Raw genomic sequence first — 19,668 nt, forward strand, 5'->3', positions numbered from 1 at the left:
AGGTCGAATCAACTGCCGTAAGAATTGAAAGATCTTCTGAATGAGACAGGAGGATGCAACGATTATCCTCCTGTTTTCAATCAATCTCGCGATGAAATTATTCATTAACCTTTTCAAAGGTTAGATGCTCTTAATAGGCAATTCAACGATTGTTGCCACTGCCGATTCTTCGTTCTTCACGAAGATCGTTCCTCCATGCAACTCGAGTATCCTTCTCGTTATGCTCAGCCCAAGTCCATTTTCGCCGCCGACTCCTTTGATGAATGGTTTGAAAAGCGTGGCCAGTCTTTCTTCTTCGATTCTTTCACCATCGTTTGCGAAGCGGATAACCACGTTCTCTTCTTTTTCATTGACTTCCATTGTGACCTCTATCGTATTTCTTGCATAGCGGATCTGATTGGAAAGAATGTTCTCTATCGCTATTGCCATTTGCTCTTCGTTTATTTGCTCAGTGATATTTCTCAGGTTCAGGTTCCAGTCTATGTCGTCTCTCTGGAAAGAAAAGCGCCCGACGGTATCTTCAATCAGTTCCGAAAGATTGACCTCTTCCGTCTCCAGGTTGTGACGCGACAGATACTCCAGTCTGGTGATAAACAGTAGATCCTTCACTCTCAGATCCATTCTCTGAATCTCTCTGTCAATAACATCTATCGCGCTATTTAGATCCCCACCAGGATAGATACCGTCTTTTATTGCCTGCGCGTAACTCCTGATAACCATTACAGGTGTTTTCAGCTCGTGCGAGATAAACTGGAGCATAGACTGCTGCTCTTTGTCCTGCTCGCTAAGACTCCTTCTCATGTTTTCAATTGAATCGGCAAGCTCTCCGATTTCGTCGCTTCTGTTCAAAGCAATCGGCTTATCCCAGTTTCTCTTGGATATCATTCTTACGTCTTCGGAGAGTCTCTTAAGAGGTTTAGTCATATATCTTGAGAAAACGATGATGACTATCAGACTTACCACGGTCATTATTGCCATCACCAGCAATAGTCTTGAGAGCAACGTCGATGAAAGAGTGTTCTTGTAGGTATCCCACATATAGGAAATCATTGTGACATCTCTTCCCGAAAGTTGACCGGACCGAACGACGTAGAAGAGACTCCTGTTGTTCAACCTGGCTTCATACCTCTCTGACGATGTGTTTTGAACCTCCGCATTAGCTCTTATAGAATCAATCACAGGCAGAATCTCAGGCACTATCGTTCCGCTGATTACAATTCCCTTCGAAGTTGTAGTCGGCGAAGAGACTTTCTCAGTATCTTCCTGTGTCCTGAATCTATGCAGATAATTGTCTATGAGGTCAAACTCTCTGTCGAAAACGACTATATGTCCAACGTCTCTAGCATTTTTAAAGCTGTTCGTGTCAATGTCTTCAAAAGGAATGAATCCTCCCTGTAACTCTATCAGCTTGACTTCCTGGGCGTACTCAATGGTCCTGTACGCCTCGGTGGTGAAGAAGTCTCTTATCGACCATCTAAAGACGATTCCCAAGAGGAGAAACAAAATCGCGAGAACGGTGGCAAACAGTAGCCAAAGCTTGTCAGATAAGCTCCAGGCCCTCATATGTTCACGCTCTTATATCCGAATCCATACACGGTTTCAATCTTGAACTCAGGCATCTTCTTCCTCAGTCTTCTAACCAAATCATCGACCGCTCTATCGCTTCCGTAATGGTCGTAACCCCAGACTTTGTCCAGGATCTGGTCTCTCGAAAAGGGCTTGCCTCTGCCGTTAACGAAAAGAAGAAGCAGGTCAAACTCCATTGAAGTGAGTTCGATGGCTCTAGATTCGTCATTTGTCTCTTCAATAACTGTTCTTCTCGCTTCATCGATTTTGTAGGGAGGAATAGTGATTACCCCTTCGGAATGACGGACCCTGTCGAGGATCTTCTTCACCCTTATAACTAGCTCTCTCGGAAGAAAGGGCTTGGGCATATAGTCGTCGCTTCCCATCTCAAGTCCTACAACTCTATCTATGTCTTTGTCTCTTGCGGAGATAAAGATTACCGGTATCACTGAATCTCTCTTTCTGATTTCTCTGAGGAGCTCGAATCCGTCAATTCCGGGAAGCATAATGTCAAGAATCCATATGTCTGGGGTGTCGTCTATTTCGTCGAAAGCGTCGCTTCCGTTTGTGAACGATCTGACTTCCCATCCCTCCTTTTCGAGATAAGAAGTGAGTACATTGTTCAGATTTCTTTCGTCTTCGACCAGATTGATTCTTGTTGCCATGAACTTCACCTCTAGAGTGCCAGATCTCATTCAATAATAATCGATCACGTCAATAATAACTAACCAGTAGGCCAGACTGCCACTTTTTGTCTCAGTTGGAATTCGGCGGTCCGGCCTTTTTCAAAGAACTTCTTCAACAGAGGAACAAGAAGCTACGATTCTATCTTACGGAATGTTTCACGTTCATCATCAGTCGTTTCCAGACTAGCACGCTCCTTTCTGTGTAGCGGATGGGGGGTCACGTTATCTATGTAAGACTGCATTTGCTCGTTCTGCATTGCGTCTCTCGTTTTCTTTTCGAAAGACTTTTCCACGGGTACTGCTTAAAGGTCGATGCTCTTGACTGCTACCACTATTGTCTCTGCGCCGTTGCTCACCCTTGTAATCTGGATAGAAAAGGCAGGTGGTCTGTAGATCTCTTCTTGGCCGGTTGAAAATGAACTGTACTGCTTGTAGACCGGTGTCATGTCGAGCAGCATTACTCTCGATATAGACTCCGAATCCCAGCGGCGGAGTGTATCCTTGAGCTGTTCCGGAGCAATCGTGCGGTTGTCGGTTACGAGGCGAGTTTCAGTTCCCTCAATTTCGCTGACGACAACTCTTTCTATAGATTCCAGTCCCAGTTCCTCTATTTTCTCAATGAGACCGCTGATGGTCATTTCCGATTTGTTTGAAGATCGTTTTTTCTCGCCTGTGAGAACCATGTTTTCAACTCCTTTTGGGGGTTTATGGTTTAGCTTCAGTAATATTATAGGAAGAAATGTCCGGGAGAATTCGGGAATTCTGTGGGATATAATGGGATTTGTAGATCTGAGCTTTGCCGGCCTAGGAGTAACATTGTTTCGGCCTTACCGTTGCTCCGACTTTCTTAAGGAGGTGTTTTATGAAAGTAATTCTTGTCGCTGTTTTGGTTCTCTTTGCTTCCATTTTGATTGCAGAACCTCTCGGCATAGCGTTTGTCTATGTAGGTTCAGTAGACGACGGAGGCTGGACACAGAAACATGATGAGGGTCGGCAGTATATTGAGAAGGTATTTGGCGATCGGATAGAGACTTCATTCATTGAGAACGTAACCGAAGGCGAACAGGATCTTGAAGTGCTAAGAGGTTTCGCAGAGAGAGAATTCAAGCTTGTTTTCAGCACTAGCTTCGGTTTCATGGACGATGTTGTAGAAGTTGCGAAGAACTTTCCCGGCACGGTTTTCATGCACTGCTCTGGTTACAAGACGGCAGAGAACCTGGGGACTTATTTCGGGAGAATATACGAACCGGCCTACCTGACAGGGTTGATCGCCGGCGAGATGACAAAGAGCGACTTGATAGGATATGTTGCCACTTTCAAGATTCCCGAAGTAATCAGGGGTATAAATGCGTTCGCAATAGGAGTTTCAAAGACTAATCCAAATGCGCAAATTCACGTTATTTGGACTGAGACCTGGTTCGATCCCTCTTTAGAAGAGGAGGCGGCCGATGCCCTCCTGGACCTTGGAGCCGATGTCATCGCCCAGAGCCAGGATTCACCGGCTGCCGTTCAGGCGGCCGGGCAGCGCGGCGTCTACGCTATTGGTTACAACACCGATATGAGCGCCTTCAGTCCAGACACTTTTCTTAGTTCCCCTGTGTGGAATTGGGGCATCTTCTATGAAAGAGTGATAAATGAGTTGATGGACGACAAATGGATCAGCAATCAGTACTGGGGTGGAATCGGTGATGGGGTTGTCGACATAGTAATGAGCGACCTCGTTCCGGAGGCTCTGATGGACCTAGTGAAAAATGAAAGAAAGAGGATAATCGAGAGTGATTACCACCCGTTTGAGGGTCCTTTGATCGATCAAGAAGGAAACACGAGATATTCAAAGGGTGAGACGCCTACAGATGAAGAACTGTTAGCAATGGATTGGTTTGTCAACAATATCGTCGGCAGCCCAAAGTGAGGCTTATTATTGCAGTATGATGGAGCATTCCTGCTACTCTGGTAAGAGATAAGAGCAGTTATCCGTTAACGGTCCGCCGTCTGAAGATCCGCTGGTCACTCTTGCCAGGAGACGATGATCGCTTTGAAGAGCAAGGACAAGAAGAACATGATCCCGTGCAAGGGCCCTTAACAGTAGCCCCAAACAGAGACATTTCGCTCAGCCTTACGGGATGATGAAGTAAGGAGTTTGCACGAGTGACTTGGGATGACAGTCTTCTCTCGCATCGCGTCATTCTGAGATGATTCTGCTCAGAATCCCGCTCTTCTCGTGAGCGAACACTCGATAATGCTCTTTCTCGCTTGATGTTATTCAAGGACTGGTCCATGATCCGGGAAGGGCAACGAAGGACGGCACTTCAGAGCTAGATGCTGAAACAAGTTCAGCATGACGGGATGTGACGTTTTTTTCAGGCTTAGGGCTTGCAACTTGCATCTTGGCACTTGCAACTGATCTTGCTCTTGTCGGAGAACGGTAAACCGAGAACGGATAACCGGTTCTTATTCAGCTTGCAACTTTATCCAACGACGGAGTGAAGGAAGAGCCTATTTGTGTTTTCTTAATGGTATCCGTATTTCGAATGTGCTTCCTCCGTCGACATGGTTTCTGACTGTGATTTCGCCTCCTAGAGAACCGATAATTTCCCTTGCGATTGAAAGACCCAGACCACTTCCTGGGCCGTTATGAGATTCATCGGTCTTATAGAATCGTTCGAAGACTCTTTCCTTTTCAGAGTCGGCTACGCCTGAACCGAGATCGCTTATCTGAATGAGGGCAAATCCTTCACTCTCGAAGGCCTTTATGGTGACATCGCTGTTTTCTTCAGTGAATTTGATTGCGTTTTCTAGAATTGCCGCGACCGCAACTTTGAGATTGTCTGAGGAAGTTTTCAGAACAACATCATCGCGGGATTCAACGAGAATGCGAACTCCCCTTGACTCTGCAAGAGGTCGATGATACTCTTTCAGTTCAGCGAGGAAAACTCCTAGCTCCACATCTTCAGGGGCAATCTCTAACTTCTTTTCGTTCTGCACTCTCGCGAGAAGGAGCAGCTTGTTCACAACGTTCTGCATACTTCTGGTCGCCCCATCAATCATATCGATCTTTTCCATCGATTCTTTCTCCAGTTTTCTCTCCTTGAGCATATCTACACCCAATCTGAGAATTGTGAGTGGTGTTTTCAGCTCATGAGAGGCATCGGCGGTAAAGCGCTGGAGTCTTTCATAACTCTCTTTCAAAGGAGTCAAAACATATCTTGCGAGAGTCATACCGGCTACCCAGGAGATTACGGCAACCATCAGGACAAGAAGAAGCAGCGAAAACAGAAGGCTCTTCAGCCCATCACTGAGTCCCTCAGTTGATTTTCCGACTCTAAGGAAGAAGACGGGCTGCCCTGCAATCCCTCTTATCTCTCTGGTCAGAACGGTGTACTCGTGCTCGGATTCTCCATAGTCGATTGCCTTCACTCTCGAGGTGCCCTCTGCAATCGGTATGTCACTGATTATTGCTCCTCCAAGCTGCAGGAGGATTTCGCCAGAGGGAGTTACAAACTCAAGAATTTCGTCTTCTGAGGTGAAGATGTCGAGATTCCCGGGATAGTTTCTGATCATCCGCTCGACTCCTACTGCAGGAGGCCTACCTATTCTAGACTCGATTCTGTCGGCAATTCTGTTCAGTTCGATTATTTCGGCTCTTCCTTCAAGTCTTAGGGCAAGCACAAAGATAAGAAGGCTGAGAACGGAGACGAGAGTAACGACGACCAGCGTGAAGAACAGTGTCCATCTCCTCTTTGCCTTCTTGAAAGAAAGCTCTTCACCTGTCACTGATCTCATATCCCATACCTCTGACTGTCTTTATCAGCTTTTTCTTGTGACCACCGTCAATCTTCTTGCGGAGGTTCTTGATATGGCTTCTTATGACATCTGACCATAGTTCGTCGTCTTCGTTCCAAAGATGCTCTTCCAGCTCGCTTTTCGGGACTACCCTGCCGCTGTTAAGCATGAGGTATTCAAGAATCTGGTACTCCTTCTTTCGGAGCGCTATTCTTTCATTTCCCCTTATCACCGTTTTGAGCGACATATCCAGAGCGAGGTCTCCAACCTTCAGAATACTTGAAGGAGTTCCGACCGGCTGGCTCCTTCTTAGCAACGACTGAATTCTTACAACTAGTTCGCGGATGTCGAAAGGTTTGGATAGGTAGTCGTCGGCTCCCAGATAGAAACCCTTTACTTTGTCCTCTATGCCGTCCAAGGCGGTCAACATGAGCACAGGTATCTTGCTCCCAGAACTCCTGATCCCTTCCAGCACCTGCCATCCGTTCAGTTTTGGAAGCAGAATATCGAGAACAATGACATCAAACGGACCGCTGGTAGCCATGTAAAGTCCTTCTTCACCGTCCGCAGCGGTCTCGACAACAAAACCCTCTCTCTCCAGGAACTCCTTGAGGAGTCTTCCCAGGTCACGCTCGTCTTCTACAATCAGAACCTTCATGTGTTTTCCCCCACGAAGAAATAATAACAGCAATAGTGTGAAATATTCGAGAAAGCGATTACAGTTTTTCGTTCAAATCTCTTGAAGAATAGGCTATAATAAGTTGTGAAAGAAGTCACAAATGGAGGGAATGCGGGTGATTATAAGAGTATGCATGGGAAGCGCCTGTCTTATGAAGGGTTCTCCCGAAGTCTCCAAGAGACTGGTAGAGTTAGTGACCGAACACGGTTTGAGTAGATTCACAACAATCAAGGGTTCTCACTGCATGGGGCCTTGTTCTGATGGAGTAGTTGTCGATATCGATGAGAAGAGGTTCACGAATATATCAGTGCATAATATAGATGATTTCTTCAAGAAGGAGATACTTCAGCGGGAATAGACGTCATTAAGATTTGCAACGGCAAGAAAGGATATGTCTAAATGTCTTTGAGTGCGGGGAATCTTTCCCGCCAGTCTCTTAGAATACTCAGTCTCTCATAGTCCAGTTCCCAAAGAAGCAATCCCTTCTCGGCTTCAAAAGGTACCTCGTTACCGTCTTGATCGAAGAGGACGGAAAAGGCTTCGTCGTATTCGATGCCGTTGCCGTCGACCCCCGTTCTATTTAGCCCCAGAACAAATGACTGATTCTCGATTGCCCTTGCCTTAAGAAGAGCCTGCCAGTGATTTGCCCGTTTTTCCGGCCAGTTGGCAATCACTATCATGACCTCTGCAGGCAAGTTAGCCCTGAAGAGCTCAGGAAAACGAAGGTCATAGCAGATATTCAGAGAGAACTGTATCTCTTTCATCGCGAAAGAGAGATTGGAATCACCGGGGGTGTAAACTGTATTCTCTCCTCCGTATGAAAAAAGCTTTCTCTTTCGATATATCAAAGGTTCCGAGCCCGAAGCGAGAAAAGCGGCGCAATTGTAGAATTTCGATTCTCTTTTGTCTATGAAACCGTAGACAGCCGGAATACCCCAGTAATCTACCTGCTTCTTGAAGAAATCACACGCATCTTTCACATAGGCTCTCTCTGCGTTACGAGTGAACCCGCTCAAGGTAGTTTCAGGAAAGACAATCAGCTCGACCCCGGCCGCCGAGGCCCCTGCGAAAAGTCTTTCGATTATCTTCATGTTGATCTCCGGAGACTCCCAGACGATGTTGAGAGGAACGCCGCCTATTCTCATCTATTCTCCTCCAGTGCAAGATCTATTATCCTCGAAAGGACTCTAGCCGAGACTTCCGCCTCTACTGCAGGTCTGTCTTCTCCCGGACCTATCTGTTCGGGAATGCAAGGTATATGTACAAATCCGGAGGGTATGTTTATGCCTTTCTTCGTCAGAAAATCCATACACCTGTAAAAGAGATAGTTGCAGACAAATGCGCCTGCCGAGAAAGATTTTTCGACGGGAAGGCCCTCAGCCTTCAGCTTCGAGACAATACGGTCGACCGGAAGCTTCGAGAAATATGCGTCGGGAGAATCAGATATAATCTTCTCCCCGATCGCAATAAATCCGTTGTTGTCTGGAGTCGCCGATTCCTTCCAGTTGATCGCAACCTTCTCCGGAGTGATGAGAGATCTCCCGGCCGCCTGGCCGACCATAATCAATGCCTCCGGGACGCCGACCAATAAACGCTGCCTCAGTCGAGAAAAGGCGTCGCCGAAGATCGTTGGAAGGCTCATGAGCTCAATGCCTTCCCTGATTTCCGCTAGAAGCTCCACGACTATCTGCGAAGCGTTCATTTTACTTCCTCCGAAAGGATCGAAGTGGGTCACTAGTATCATCTCTTACACCTCTCATTCAGTATAATTCTAGCATCACATGGAAGTCGAGAAGGAAAAGCCGCCATTCTGGTAGAATGATTCTGAAAGGGGTGATCTAGTTGAAGAAGCTGAAGCTTGAGGATCTTTACAAATACTCCACTGTGGGCGATCTTCACATCTTTCCCGACGGGGAAAACTTTGTCTTTGTAAGAAAGACGATAGACAAGAAGGAGAACCGGTACGAAAGCAACATCTGGTCGGGCAACATGAAAAATGGGAAAATCCGTCAGCTGACCCGGGGCGGGAAGGACGGTTCCCCCGCCGTCAGTCCAGACGGCAAGAGCATTCTCTTTGTCTCGAGAAGAGACAAGGACGCGAAAGGATCCGGGCTTTATCTTCTGCCCCTTGAGGGCGGGGAAAGCAGACTGGTGAAGACTCTCAAAGGAGGATTCTCCTCTGTTTCGTGGATCGATTCGGAGACGATTCTCTTCATAACGAAGCATGCGCCCGGGGAAGATCCCGAGAAGATGGAAGAAGACGATCCGCCAGAGAAGAAGGTTTACGAGATAGACAAAATACCATTTGTCTCTAACGGAGTTGGATTCACGGAGAACAGAGTAGGCCGTCTGTATAAGATGAAACTCGAAAACGGAAAGATGGAACCGGTTGAAGCCATTGGAGGCGATATCGAAAACATTGTTGTATCTCCCGAGAGAAAGAGAGTCGCGGTGATGACGACCGAAGATATGGAGAAGAGGCCGGTATGGAGCAGTCTCTACATCCTCGATTTGCAGAACGGAATGGCGAAGAGAATCGGAGACGACACTCTCTCTTTCTATCACTGCCAGTGGTCAGGCGAACGCGAGCTATTCGCTGTCGCAACCGACTTTGAAAAAGGCTTCCCGACCAATCCCTTCATTGTCCATGTAGATCTGGAATCTCTTACGCTTAATATAGTTGCCAGAGAGTTGGACCTGTACTTTGGCAACAGCCTGAACAGCGATGTGAGGGGTGTGTCGCCGAACACTTCCATGAAGGTTTTGGAAGGCAAGCTGTTTTCACTGGTAACTGCGGGATCGCAAATAAAGCTGATTTCTATGGATAAAGAGGGAAAGGTAGAGGAAATCGCTGTCTCTTTGGGGAGCATTGACTGCTTCGATATCACAGGCGAAGTGCTTCTCCTTTCTGAGATGACGACGATCGAGCCGCTTGAGATCTACTCTTTTGTCAAAGGCAAGAGGAAGAAGCTCACAAACTTCAACTCATGGATGAAAGGTCTTAAGCTGTCGAAACCTGAAAGCTTCGAAGTGGAGGCCTCCGACGGGCAGAAGATCGAAGGCTGGATAATGAAGCCCGTAGACTTCGAGGAAGGCAAGAAGTACCCGGCAGTCGTAGAGATCCACGGAGGTCCTAAGACGGCATACGGCGGCGGATATGTACATGAATTCCAGACTCTAGCCTCTGAAGGGTACGCAGTTATTTACTGCAACCCGAGGGGAAGTGCCGGTTACGGAACCGACTTCGCCGACATAAGGGGTCACTACGGGGAAAGGGATTTCGAAGACATAATGGAGATCGTCGAGTATGTCATAAACGAATATGATTTCGTTGACGAGGATAGGCTTGGAGTCACCGGAGGTTCTTACGGCGGCTTTATGACAAACTGGATTGTAGGACATACGGACGCCTTCAAGGCTGCCGTCTCTCAGAGGTCTATCTCGAGCTGGATTTCCTTCTTCGGCACCACAGATATTGGATACTTCTTTGCAAGCGACCAGACCGGCAGCGATTTCTTCGACAACCTCGAGGGTTATCTCAGACAGTCTCCTCTGATGTCGGCGCCCAACGTCGTCACTCCGATTCTTTTCATTCACTCCCTTGAAGACTACAGATGCTGGGTCCCCGAAGCGATGCAGTTCTTCACGGCGTTAAGGTATCTCGGAAAAGAGGCCAAAATGGTGCTCTTCCCGAAGGAGAACCACGAGCTTTCCAGAGGAGGCCTTCCCGTACACAGGGAAAAGCGTTTGAGGGCAATACTGGAATGGTTCGATTCCCACCTGAAGATATGAGTCGTTGATGGAAAACAAAAAGGCAGGAAACATACATGTAAGGTTCGCCACAATCGATGACAACGAAAGGCTCCTCAAGATAGAGCAAGAATCGGCTCAGGAGGGGAATATCTGGCTCGTCGCTTTCAGAGAAGACTTCTTTGGAAGACTGAAGTACTTTGAAGAGGGCTTTATTATGATTGCCGAAGACGCATACGACATTATCGGATGCATCGGTGTTGGAATCGACAGATTGATAGTCAATGGGGAAATCAAGAAAGCAATATATCTCTTCGGACTGCGCACCAATCCGAAATACAGGCTCAAGGTCGCCCGCTGGCTTAGATCGATCATCCAGGAACTGCAGAATCTCCTTGGCCCCACGGATTTCGATTTCGGATATGCGTCGGTCAAGGCCGACAACGTTGCCTCGAAGAAGATCTTGGAACACATGGGGTTCTCGACTACGGCTACACTGGACTTCTACGCCTGTCCGGTGAGGAAGACCTCCCGGGAGAAGTCGGTTTTTGTGGAAAGGGAGGTAGACCTCGAAACAATATTGGACCTGTACAGACCTCTCGAGAAGGATCGTGACTTCCTCCTTCAGGGTACGAAGGCCTTCGAGTCTATGGTTGCAGAGAGAAGATTGAGGTTGTTCAAGACGGAAGGGGCGTCCGCCCTGGTTCTCGACACGAGCGGCGAGCAGGATTTCGGAATTACGCGACTTTCAAAGGGATTGAGGGCATTCCAGCTTCTGGCCCAGAGAACTCTTTCGCCACTGGTAAGGATTCCGAGGATGAATGAGCGGTTGAGATCCTGGGACGTTCTTCTCTTTGACTGGGGCGATATTCGAAGCGCCAGAAGGACCGTAAGAAAGATTCACAGATGCGCCTGGGAAGAGGGTATAACGCTGATCAACTTTTCGAGGGACAGAAGCCTTGGGAGCATGAAGGATGCGTTGGGTCTACTCAGTTTCAGGATTCCCTTTGAGATAATGATCTATGAGAAGAACGGCATAAACAGAGGAAGCAGACCTATAATCAGAACTCCGACGATATAGCTGTAAAATCCTGTTTCGTGATGAACTGAAGGCTTCACAAATTAAATGCCGGGTCGAAAAAGTCAGACCCGGTATTAATGTCTATGGATGCGGCGCCTTCACTACCAGAACGCGCATCGGCTCCTCTCCGGTATTGATTATTCCGTGCGGGATCATTTTCGGACTGTCTATGATGTCGTCTTTCACAACTTCATGGCTTTCTCCACCGATAGTGATTATTCCCTTTCCGGCTAGAACTAGAATGAATACATCTACCGGAGTCTTGTGCTCGGCTAACTCTTTTCCCCTTTCAATATCTATAATGACTGCCTGTGCAGTCTCTTTGTCGTAGATAATCCGACCCTTGAGACCTGACTTGTCAAGCACGACTTTCCCTTTTTCTATTGAACTTTTCAACATCTCCATCACCTCGCTTTTGATCTAGTATTATCTTAGCCGAAATTTGGCTTCTGAGCGGTAACATATGTTACCCTCTTACAGTGCCTTGCTCAGGAATAAGGACAGCGCAAGTAATCCAAGAACGACCAGCCAGCCAATTATCGTCACCTTGACGGCTTTACCTGCCTTGTTCGCCTCCCACCATGAGCGCGGTCCTATCCCTTGAAGCCTAAACGTGATTATCGAGGCGAGGTTTATGCAGACTATGTTTACAAAGAAAAGGAGTATCGCCCCGGAAAAGCCGGCCACATTGCCGCTGCCCAGCAGCATTCCTGCAGTAGCCAACGGTGGCATCAGGGAAACGGCCACCATAACTCCGATAAGAGATGTCGAGACGCCGGAGGTAATTGAGAGAGCTGCGGCCGTCCCGGATGAAAAGGCGAGCACAATGTCACCCAGGTTGGCCACCGTGCGGCTGGTTATCTCGTGAGTAGTGTAATCTGGCCTGAACAGGAGCCCAAAGACAAGAGCGAAGGCAAAGCCCAGTCCGATGCGGATCAGATTCGTTCTCACGGATTTTGCAAGAAGTCCGAAATCTCCGAGCGTCGTTGCGAAAGACTGTGCGACATTTGGCCCGAGCATTGGAGCGATGACCATCGCCCCGATTATTATTGCCGGGCTGTTCCTAAGAAGCCCTATCGTTGCGACGATGGTCGAAAGAATAATCATTGTTATGTCAACTGCGTCGTTAGATATCATTTCAGAGATGTCGTGATACAGCTCTTCTCTGCTTATTCGCTTGAAGATTCCCTTCTCGGGCTTCTTCTCTTCTTCCTCGGCCTGTTCCTCTTCTTTCTCCTCTTCTTGAGTTCTTGGAAGCGAGGCTTCCACCTGAAAGAGTATCGCCCTGAAGGACTCATCCTGGGTGAAGCGCTGCTCGAGAGAGTCCAGGACCTTCTCGCTGTTTTCGGCAAGCGCCAGTATCTTCGTCTGCCAGAGCTTTTCCGATGTCTTAACCGTCCAGTGAGCGATTATCGATTTTTCTTCCAGCATTTCCTCAAGATCTTTTTCAGGGTCGGAGCCTGAAAATACTTCTATCAGTCTTTCGGCCATCTAATCACCATCCCGTTGAGAGACTGTGGCATAATTGTTGTGCTTGCTAAGAATATACTACACCTGCGACTAAGAAGAGAAGGCGTGGAATCAGGGAGGTCGGAGTGGTCTATCTTTTGCTGGCGATACTTTCCAGTTCCTCTATAGCAATGATTTTCAAGGTGACCGAGGGGAGATGTTACAACAGGCTTGCGGTTACGACGTTTAATTACCTGAGCGCGTTCTTCATAGCGCTGGTTATGGTAGCGGTTGAAAGACCGGCCGTAGGTCCCGGCGGAGGATCTCCTTCAGAAGTGATCGCGAAGGGAGAACGTCTTTTCAGTCTCACCAGTAGCGTAGTCTGGGGCCTGTCTTTGGGACTCGTTTCCGGCCTCTTCTTCTTTCTCTCCTTCATCTTCTATCAGAAGAGCGTCAGGGAAAGCGGGGCAAGCCTTTCCGGTGCTTTCGGAAAGCTGGGGATTCTAATCCCAATGCTTTTGTCGCTTCTGGTGTGGAAGGAATACCCTGAAGCTATCCAGTGGGTCGGGATATCTCTCGCGATATTCTCAATAATTCTTGTAAACAACCCATTCGGATCAACCAGAAGAAACTTCAAACCCGCTCTAATTATGTTGTTTATTACTGGAGGACTTGCCGAATTCATGAACAAGCTCTTCCAGAACTACACCGTGGGCGGTTACAAAAGCATCTTTCTCTTCAGCGTCTTTGCCAGCGCCTTCATAATAAGCGCGATCTTTCTCAAGAAGTCTGGAAAACCGGCAATGAAAAGAGAAGCTTTTGTAGGGCTGATTGTGGGACTACCTAATCTCTTCTCTTCCTTCTTTCTCATAATGGCTCTTGAAGAAATGAAGGGTTCGGTGGTTTTCCCCATATACAGTGCCGGAAGCGTTGTGATGATCAGTCTTGGAAGCCTGTTGCTATTCGGTGAAAAGCTCAAGAAGCTCGAGATGATTTCCCTGGGAATGGTGCTGGTCTCCCTGATTGTAATAAACATATGATGTCTCTTTGGATTAATACAACCACGAGGTAGTATTGAGACAATATCAGTCAATGGAGGTGCGTCCCATGTTACACAGAATTGGAAGAGACAAAGTAGTGTACGATATGTCGCCTGAACACAAGCCCGTTCTGGAGGTGAGCCCGGGTGATACGGTGATTGTGGAGACGGAGGATTGCTTCTGCCATAAGATCGTTTCAGAGTCTCAGACCGTTGGGGGAGACTTCGACTTTACTCATGTGAATCCTGCCACCGGGCCCATCGCAGTAAAGGGAGCGACGCCGGGTGACACGATAGTAGTCAGTATAGAGAACATAGAGCTGGACGATCAGGGAGTCGTCGAGACCTGCCCTGCCTGGGGACCGGTCAAAAATGTTTCAAAGAGCTGTGTTACCGAGATAGTGAAGATTCAGGGCAATTACGCGTCGTTTATGGGAGAGCGAATTGAGATAAAGCCGATGATAGGCGTTATCGGCAATTCACCTGCAGATAAGTCGATTCCCTGTACAACTCCGGGAAGGCACGGAGGAAATCTCGATACCCGGGATATAGTATCAGGGTCGAGAGTATATCTGCCGGTGTTCGTTAAGGGAGGGAATCTCTCGCTCGGAGACGTCCACGCAAGGATGGGAGACGGAGAAGTCGGAGGAAGCGGAATTGAGATAAGGGCTCTTGTAAGGCTTACCGTGGATATGGACAAAATGCCCGTAGAAAGCCCCACTGTTGAGAACGACGAAGCCTTTTATCTTCTGTTCAGCGCAAAGTCGCTGGAAGAAGCGAGCCACGGAGCGGTTAAGAGAGCAGTTGAGTTCATAGCCGACTGGAAGTCGATTCCCGAAGAGAAGGCCTACATGCTTGCGAGTATCGCCTGCGATCTGATGATTAGCCAGGTGGTGAATCCTCTGGTAACCGTAAGGGTGAGAGTCCCAAAAGTGATTCTCTAGTGATTACTCTGAACAGATTTGTGCTCTCTTTCAGAAAGCTTTTACCCTTTCTGGGAATCGCATTATTCAGTGTTTCGGTATTCGTTCTTGTCAGCGAGTTGAGACGATACACACTAAGCGACATCTTCGCAAAGGTCGGGGAAATTCCCGCTTCAAGGTTCGTTTTGGCGATCTTCCTGACCTTTCTTACTTATCTCAACCTCACCTTTTACGACCTGATCGCCTCCAGAAGAGCAGGCGCAAAATTGAAGCTCAGCTCGACGGCTCTTGCCTCGTTCGTTGGATACACTTTCAGCAAGAATATCGGTTTCACGTTTCTTTCGGGCACAAGCGTCCGCTTCAGGTTATATGGGAAGTGGGGCGTCTCAGGAGGGAAGATTCTCGCAATAATAATCCTCAACTATCTAACTTTTTGGCTTGGCTTCTTCGCTCTTTCAGGGATACTATTCATAGTATGGCCCCCGGTTCTTCAGAAGGCCGTAACGGTGCCCTTCGGATCGCTCAAGGTCATCGGAGTAGTCTGTGTCGGTTTGTATGTGCTTTACTTTCTTCTTGTGAATCTCAGGCAGCGTCCGTTCAGAATCAAGGGTAGGAGCTTCACTCTTCCAGGAAGGTCTTTCACTCTAGTTCAGACCGGAATATCGGTTCTTGACTGGCTGCTATCTGCCGGCGTGCTCTTCATGCTTCTACCCGCTGGAACCGGTTATTTCGAGGTGCTTGGCGTCTTCCTCCTTTCACAGTTCGCCGGCCTTTCGAGTCAGGTACCGGGTGGCTTGGGAGTCTTCGAAGCACTCACGATTGTCATTCTCTCCCCCGCCTATCAGGCAGATGCTCTGATGGCCACGCTCATTCTCTACAGGATAGTTTTTTACATCGCTCCTTTCTTGATAGCCTTGGTTGTCTTCGGAGTGAATGAGTTTCTCTTTACAGGTTTTAAAAAAACGGAGTGAGTCAGTTGCCTGCTGCTCATTTCTCTCATAGCATTTCCAAAAGCTTCTCGACGAGCTTCTCGATGGTAGAGTTCTTCTCCAGAAGACTCTCTCCTTGTTCTATAAGCGGGGCCGTAACGACTCTGTTAGATCTGTCGATACAGACTTCTCCTTTTTCACAGGGGACGTGATTGATCGCAAGTCTTTCAACTACATTCACTCTCTCACTTGGATTTCCGGAAGCCGTGATTACTAGGTTTTCGGCAATACCCTCCAGAGATCTTGCGATCAGAAAGACCCCTTCTCCGATCGCGCCCAGAGGCTTCTTCTTGATGAAACAGCCGGCAAGGAGTTTTTGTAGCCCGTTGTTCACTCTGAACTGATCTTCTTCGTCCACGAAGGTTGATAGATTCTTGAGTACACCATTTCCACCAGGAATGACAAGCAGGTCGAACTCATCTTCACTGATTGTTTCTATACTTTTCACCGGGCGGTTCAGAATTCTGGCCGATTCTATGAGCTGATTCCTCTTCTGCTCAAGTTCTGCCGACTTCCTCGTGTGATGATTGAATACCTCGTATTGATCCTTGTCAAGGGAAACACAGATGATCTCTGCTCCCGCTCTTTCCAGAGCAAGAAAGGTCAGTATCGCTTCACCGATTGCCGTTCCGTCTTCAGCTCCGCATCCGGATAGCACCACACCACTCTTCAAAACATCACCTCTCTTCCTATGCCTGCAAGAAACTTTGACCAGTTTCAGCTGGAAAAACTCAATGGATTCTAGCATCTTTGTCACCGGTTACAAAACGATACGTGCTTGCTACCATTCTATTGACATTGGAGTGGGAATGTAGGATATTGGTATCGAAATATGCTTTTAGAAATGGGGTGTTTCTATCAGAATAGGATTGATTCATTATAGGGCCGGTTTGATGGACGGCGTCTCTCTGGAAATGGAGAAGTGGAAGAAAGTACTGACCGGAATGGGACATGAGGTGGATATTGTCGCCGGGAATGCTGCCCCGGGAGTAGATGTAATTATTCCCGAGATCGAGTACAACGACGAGGCAAATGAGAAGCTGAATTTGAAGCTCTACGGCTATGAACCGGCTACCGAAAGGGAGATTCATGAGGAGCTTTCAATACGGACCTCTCAGATTCTCGGCAGTTTCAGATACGCTCTTTCTGGATACGATCTTGTGATTCCAAACAATATCTGGTCTCTCGGGTGGTCAATACCTTCGGGGTTGGCTTTGCACGACTTTGCTGAGGAGAGCGGAAAGTCCTTCATCTCCCACAATCACGATTTCTGGTGGGACCGCCCATACTACAGAAGCCCATACGGAAGTGTCATGGAATTACTGAATAACAACTTCCCGCCGGATCTTGAGAACGTGAGGAACTTGGCAATAAACTCGATCTCCGCTTCAGACCTATTGGCAAGGAGAGGCATTCGGGCCAAGGTCGTGCCGAATGTTATGGACTTTCACTGTATGAGCTGGGTGTCGGAAGAGAACAATCGGAAATTTAGAAGCGCAGCCGGGATAGACGATGGAGACATCGTATTTCTGCAGGCGACAAGGATAACAGAGAGAAAGGCGGTTGAGACAGCAATAAGGCTCACGGCCGAGTTTAGAAAGATTGCAGAGGGTTTTGCAGGAAAGAAGTTGTACAGCAATAAGGTTTTCACCGGGAGGACGGTTCTTGTCTTGACCGGGTTGACGGAGAAACAGTCTTTGAATTACAGAAATAAGCTGGATAGTCTCGCTTCAAGGTTGGGTGTTGAAGTAATCGATATCTCTTCTCTGACATCATCGATTCAGCAGTCATTCTTCGAATCGTATAGTATCGCAGATATCGTGGTATATCCAACCGTTTATGAAGGCTGGGGTAATCAGCTTTTAGAAGCCCTTTTCGCCAGAAAACCGATTGCCCTCTTTAGATACAGTGTCTTCAAGAGCGATATTCAGGACAGTGGAATCTCCTTTGTGGATCTAGGCGATCAGTACAGCTATGTAGAAGGACTGGTTGAAGTTCCAGAACTCAATCTAAAGAGAGCGAGCGAGGATACGCTCGGACTTCTCTTCGATCCGGTGAGATACAGGGAAGTAACAGAAAGCAATTTCGAGCTAGGAAGCCGGAAATTCAGCTTTGAAACACTGAGCGCGATTATTCGAGAACTTGTAGAGGAGCCACTCTGATTCAAGAGCCGGGTCTCTGATCAAACACGGAACTATTACTCACCGAAGCAGGCGACTTTCTCGAGTTTGTATTCTGTCTTGCCAAGGCCGATCTTCTCGGCGTGTTCAAGTTGATAACGCCATGTGATACCGGGATGGGCCCTTTCGAAAGGATCGTATCCCAGCCTTGCTACTACAAGATCTATGCATGCCTTGTCCAGTGCAACGGGATCTCTACTGGCGACTATTCCAATATCATCAACCACCGGGGGCCTGTTTATGTGCCAGCAATCGCAATCGGGTGATACATTGTTGATGAAGGAGATGTAAAGGGCCTTCTTACCCTTCGTAGCGGCGAGAGCGTATTCGGCGATCTTCTTGCTCAGCGATTCGGGGGTTCCTCCAGGTCCGGCCGTCATCGCACCGTAGTTGCACATAGCGATGCATTGACCGCAGCCAATGCAGAGCTCATAGTCTATTCTTGCGACTCTCTCAACGGTTATTGCTCCTGTTGGGCAGTTCCTTTCGCACATTCTGCAGGCCACACATCTTGACTCTCTAACAACGGGCTTAGATTCGGAGTGCTGTTCCATCTTTCCCGCTCTTGAGGCTGCTCCCATTCCGATATTCTTAAGAGCTCCCCCAAATCCCGTCTGTTCATGTCCTTTGAAATGACTTGCGACTACCAGGGAGTCAGCCAGAGCGATTGCCGATGCTATTTTCGCCTTCTTTATGTACTCGCCGTCAATCTCCACTTCAATCTCGTCTGAACCTCTCAAGCCATCTGCAATTACAACTGGAGCACCCACAGATTCCATCGTGAAGCCGTTCAGTGAAGCGGTTTTCATATGGTCTACAGCATTGGATCTGCTGCCCTTATAAAGAGTGTTGGCATCTGTCAAGAAAGGCACGGCTCCCAGTTCCTTGATCCGATCCGTTATAACCTTCAGAAAGTTTGGACGGATGTATGCGAGATTTCCGTACTCTCCAAAGTGGAGCTTAACGGCAACCAGCCTGTTCTTTTCCACCACTTCTTCAAGTTTCGCTCTCTTTAGAAGAGCCTCAACCTTTTTCAGGAGCCCCATCTGCGGAGTAGTATCGATATCCGTGAAATAGACTGTGCTCATATATCTCTCCTCCCTTATAGGAAAAACCTCTGTGGAAGCCCAAAACTTCGGGTCGGGTCCATGATCCCCTTCACTTTCCCCTATCCCGGGCTAACTATCCGACTAATCAATATAACATGACTGAAGCTACTCAAAGCAAAAACGATGCATCAAAAGAGGAGTTTGCAACTGAACTCAGGGAGGTGAAGAAGACCACCTCTGATTCTTCCGGAAATATCCAACCTGCATCTCCCTCCATATTAACTCTCTAGAATAAACGTTGATCCAAAGCTCCGCGAACCCTGGAAGGCTCGCTCTTATTTCCAACACGTTGAAAGCCGATCGCTATCAAGGACGAAATGTTTCAACCTACATTCTCAATGGTATCATATCAATAATCGACCGCCTCTTTGGGGGGCTGGAGAAGCTGAAAAGACTACAGGCCGGGAAGCAGCCATTCATAACCCGAATCTTTT

Annotated in this window: 19 protein-coding genes; 8 read left to right on the plus strand and 11 right to left on the minus strand. The window is 47.8% G+C overall.

Annotation, left to right across the window (positions count from 1 at the left end; all coding sequences use genetic code 11):
- Positions 1 to 120: 120 nt before the first annotated feature.
- The 3 genes from Q502_RS00285 to Q502_RS00295 form a co-directional block, all read right to left on the minus strand.
- Complete coding sequence (locus Q502_RS00285; protein WP_099830268.1) at positions 121 to 1,563, minus strand: cell wall metabolism sensor histidine kinase WalK; 1,443 nt, start codon at positions 1,561 to 1,563, stop codon at positions 121 to 123.
- Positions 1,560 to 2,231 carry a response regulator transcription factor gene (locus tag Q502_RS00290; RefSeq protein ID WP_099830269.1) on the minus strand — a complete coding sequence of 224 codons (672 nt, stop codon included), beginning with the start codon at positions 2,229 to 2,231 and terminating at the stop codon, positions 1,560 to 1,562. The genes Q502_RS00285 and Q502_RS00290 overlap by 4 nt, the downstream gene beginning before the upstream one ends.
- A gap of 323 nt (positions 2,232 to 2,554) precedes the next feature.
- Positions 2,555 to 2,935 carry a hypothetical protein gene (locus Q502_RS00295; RefSeq protein WP_099830270.1) on the minus strand — a complete coding sequence of 127 codons (381 nt, stop codon included), beginning with the start codon at positions 2,933 to 2,935 and terminating at the stop codon, positions 2,555 to 2,557.
- 179 nt (positions 2,936 to 3,114) lie between these two features.
- On the opposite strand from Q502_RS00295, the gene Q502_RS00300 reads away from it, so the two are divergent.
- Positions 3,115 to 4,164, plus strand: coding sequence for a BMP family ABC transporter substrate-binding protein (locus Q502_RS00300; RefSeq protein WP_099830271.1), 1,050 nt, complete (start codon positions 3,115 to 3,117; stop codon positions 4,162 to 4,164).
- 584 nt (positions 4,165 to 4,748) lie between these two features.
- On the opposite strand, the gene Q502_RS00305 is transcribed toward Q502_RS00300, so the two are convergent.
- On the minus strand, positions 4,749 to 6,035 hold the full coding sequence (locus Q502_RS00305) for a HAMP domain-containing sensor histidine kinase (protein WP_099830272.1): 1,287 nt from the start codon (positions 6,033 to 6,035) through the stop codon (positions 4,749 to 4,751).
- Positions 6,016 to 6,693, minus strand: a complete 678-nt coding sequence (locus Q502_RS00310; RefSeq protein ID WP_099830273.1) for a response regulator transcription factor — start codon at positions 6,691 to 6,693, stop codon at positions 6,016 to 6,018. Before Q502_RS00310 ends, Q502_RS00305 begins: the two co-directional genes overlap by 20 nt.
- Positions 6,694 to 6,829: 136 nt before the next feature.
- On the opposite strand from Q502_RS00310, the gene Q502_RS00315 reads away from it, so the two are divergent.
- Positions 6,830 to 7,072: a (2Fe-2S) ferredoxin domain-containing protein gene (locus Q502_RS00315; RefSeq protein WP_099830274.1), complete on the plus strand. Its 243-nt coding sequence runs from the start codon at positions 6,830 to 6,832 to the stop codon at positions 7,070 to 7,072.
- Between the two features lie 37 nt (positions 7,073 to 7,109).
- Here the strand turns inward: Q502_RS00315 and Q502_RS00320 are convergent, their stop codons facing one another.
- On the minus strand, positions 7,110 to 7,859 hold the full coding sequence (locus Q502_RS00320; RefSeq protein ID WP_099830275.1) for a nitrilase-related carbon-nitrogen hydrolase: 750 nt from the start codon (positions 7,857 to 7,859) through the stop codon (positions 7,110 to 7,112).
- A complete protein-coding gene (locus Q502_RS00325) occupies positions 7,856 to 8,458 on the minus strand; it encodes a pyroglutamyl-peptidase I (protein ID WP_099830276.1) in 603 nt (200 codons plus the stop codon). Before Q502_RS00325 ends, Q502_RS00320 begins: the two co-directional genes overlap by 4 nt.
- Before the next feature lie 98 nt (positions 8,459 to 8,556).
- Between Q502_RS00325 and Q502_RS00330 the strand changes: the two genes are divergently transcribed.
- Entirely contained in the window at positions 8,557 to 10,506 is a 1,950-nt protein-coding gene (locus Q502_RS00330) for a S9 family peptidase (RefSeq protein ID WP_099830277.1), read from the plus strand.
- A 7-nt stretch (positions 10,507 to 10,513) separates the two neighbouring features.
- Positions 10,514 to 11,545 (plus strand): GNAT family N-acetyltransferase, encoded by a 1,032-nt coding sequence (locus Q502_RS00335; RefSeq protein WP_099830284.1) that lies wholly within the window; start codon positions 10,514 to 10,516, stop codon positions 11,543 to 11,545.
- A gap of 81 nt (positions 11,546 to 11,626) precedes the next feature.
- Here the strand turns inward: Q502_RS00335 and Q502_RS00340 are convergent, their stop codons facing one another.
- Together Q502_RS00340 and Q502_RS00345 are read right to left on the minus strand one after the other, a co-directional pair.
- Entirely contained in the window at positions 11,627 to 11,944 is a 318-nt protein-coding gene (locus tag Q502_RS00340; RefSeq protein ID WP_243392369.1) for a cupin domain-containing protein, read from the minus strand.
- Positions 11,945 to 12,019: 75 nt separating this feature from the next.
- Positions 12,020 to 13,036 (minus strand): TIGR00341 family protein, encoded by a 1,017-nt coding sequence (locus tag Q502_RS00345; RefSeq protein WP_099830279.1) that lies wholly within the window; start codon positions 13,034 to 13,036, stop codon positions 12,020 to 12,022.
- Positions 13,037 to 13,140: 104 nt separating this feature from the next.
- Here Q502_RS00345 and Q502_RS00350 point away from each other — a divergent pair, with 104 nt between their 5' ends.
- The 3 genes from Q502_RS00350 (at position 13,141) to Q502_RS00360 (ending at position 15,927) form a co-directional block, all read left to right on the plus strand.
- A complete protein-coding gene (locus Q502_RS00350; protein ID WP_099830280.1) occupies positions 13,141 to 14,034 on the plus strand; it encodes an SMR family transporter in 894 nt (297 codons plus the stop codon).
- Positions 14,035 to 14,101: 67 nt separating this feature from the next.
- On the plus strand, positions 14,102 to 14,977 hold the full coding sequence (locus Q502_RS00355) for an acetamidase/formamidase family protein (protein ID WP_099830281.1): 876 nt from the start codon (positions 14,102 to 14,104) through the stop codon (positions 14,975 to 14,977).
- Positions 14,977 to 15,927, plus strand: a complete 951-nt coding sequence (locus tag Q502_RS00360) for a lysylphosphatidylglycerol synthase domain-containing protein (RefSeq protein ID WP_099830282.1) — start codon at positions 14,977 to 14,979, stop codon at positions 15,925 to 15,927. The genes Q502_RS00355 and Q502_RS00360 overlap by 1 nt, the downstream gene beginning before the upstream one ends.
- 25 nt (positions 15,928 to 15,952) lie before the next feature.
- On the opposite strand, the gene elbB is transcribed toward Q502_RS00360, so the two are convergent.
- Positions 15,953 to 16,618 (minus strand): isoprenoid biosynthesis glyoxalase ElbB, encoded by a 666-nt coding sequence (elbB, locus tag Q502_RS00365; RefSeq protein WP_114794101.1) that lies wholly within the window; start codon positions 16,616 to 16,618, stop codon positions 15,953 to 15,955.
- A 220-nt stretch (positions 16,619 to 16,838) separates the two neighbouring features.
- Between elbB and Q502_RS00370 the strand changes: the two genes are divergently transcribed.
- Complete coding sequence (locus tag Q502_RS00370) at positions 16,839 to 18,107, plus strand: glycosyltransferase family 4 protein (RefSeq protein ID WP_258394271.1); 1,269 nt, start codon at positions 16,839 to 16,841, stop codon at positions 18,105 to 18,107.
- A 35-nt stretch (positions 18,108 to 18,142) separates the two neighbouring features.
- On the opposite strand, the gene Q502_RS00375 is transcribed toward Q502_RS00370, so the two are convergent.
- Positions 18,143 to 19,213 carry a DUF362 domain-containing protein gene (locus Q502_RS00375; protein WP_099831014.1) on the minus strand — a complete coding sequence of 357 codons (1,071 nt, stop codon included), beginning with the start codon at positions 19,211 to 19,213 and terminating at the stop codon, positions 18,143 to 18,145.
- Positions 19,214 to 19,668 lie beyond the last annotated feature (455 nt).

Source organism: Mesotoga sp. Brook.08.YT.4.2.5.2. (assembly GCF_003351125.1).
Taxonomy (GTDB): Bacteria; Thermotogota; Thermotogae; order Petrotogales; family Kosmotogaceae; genus Mesotoga.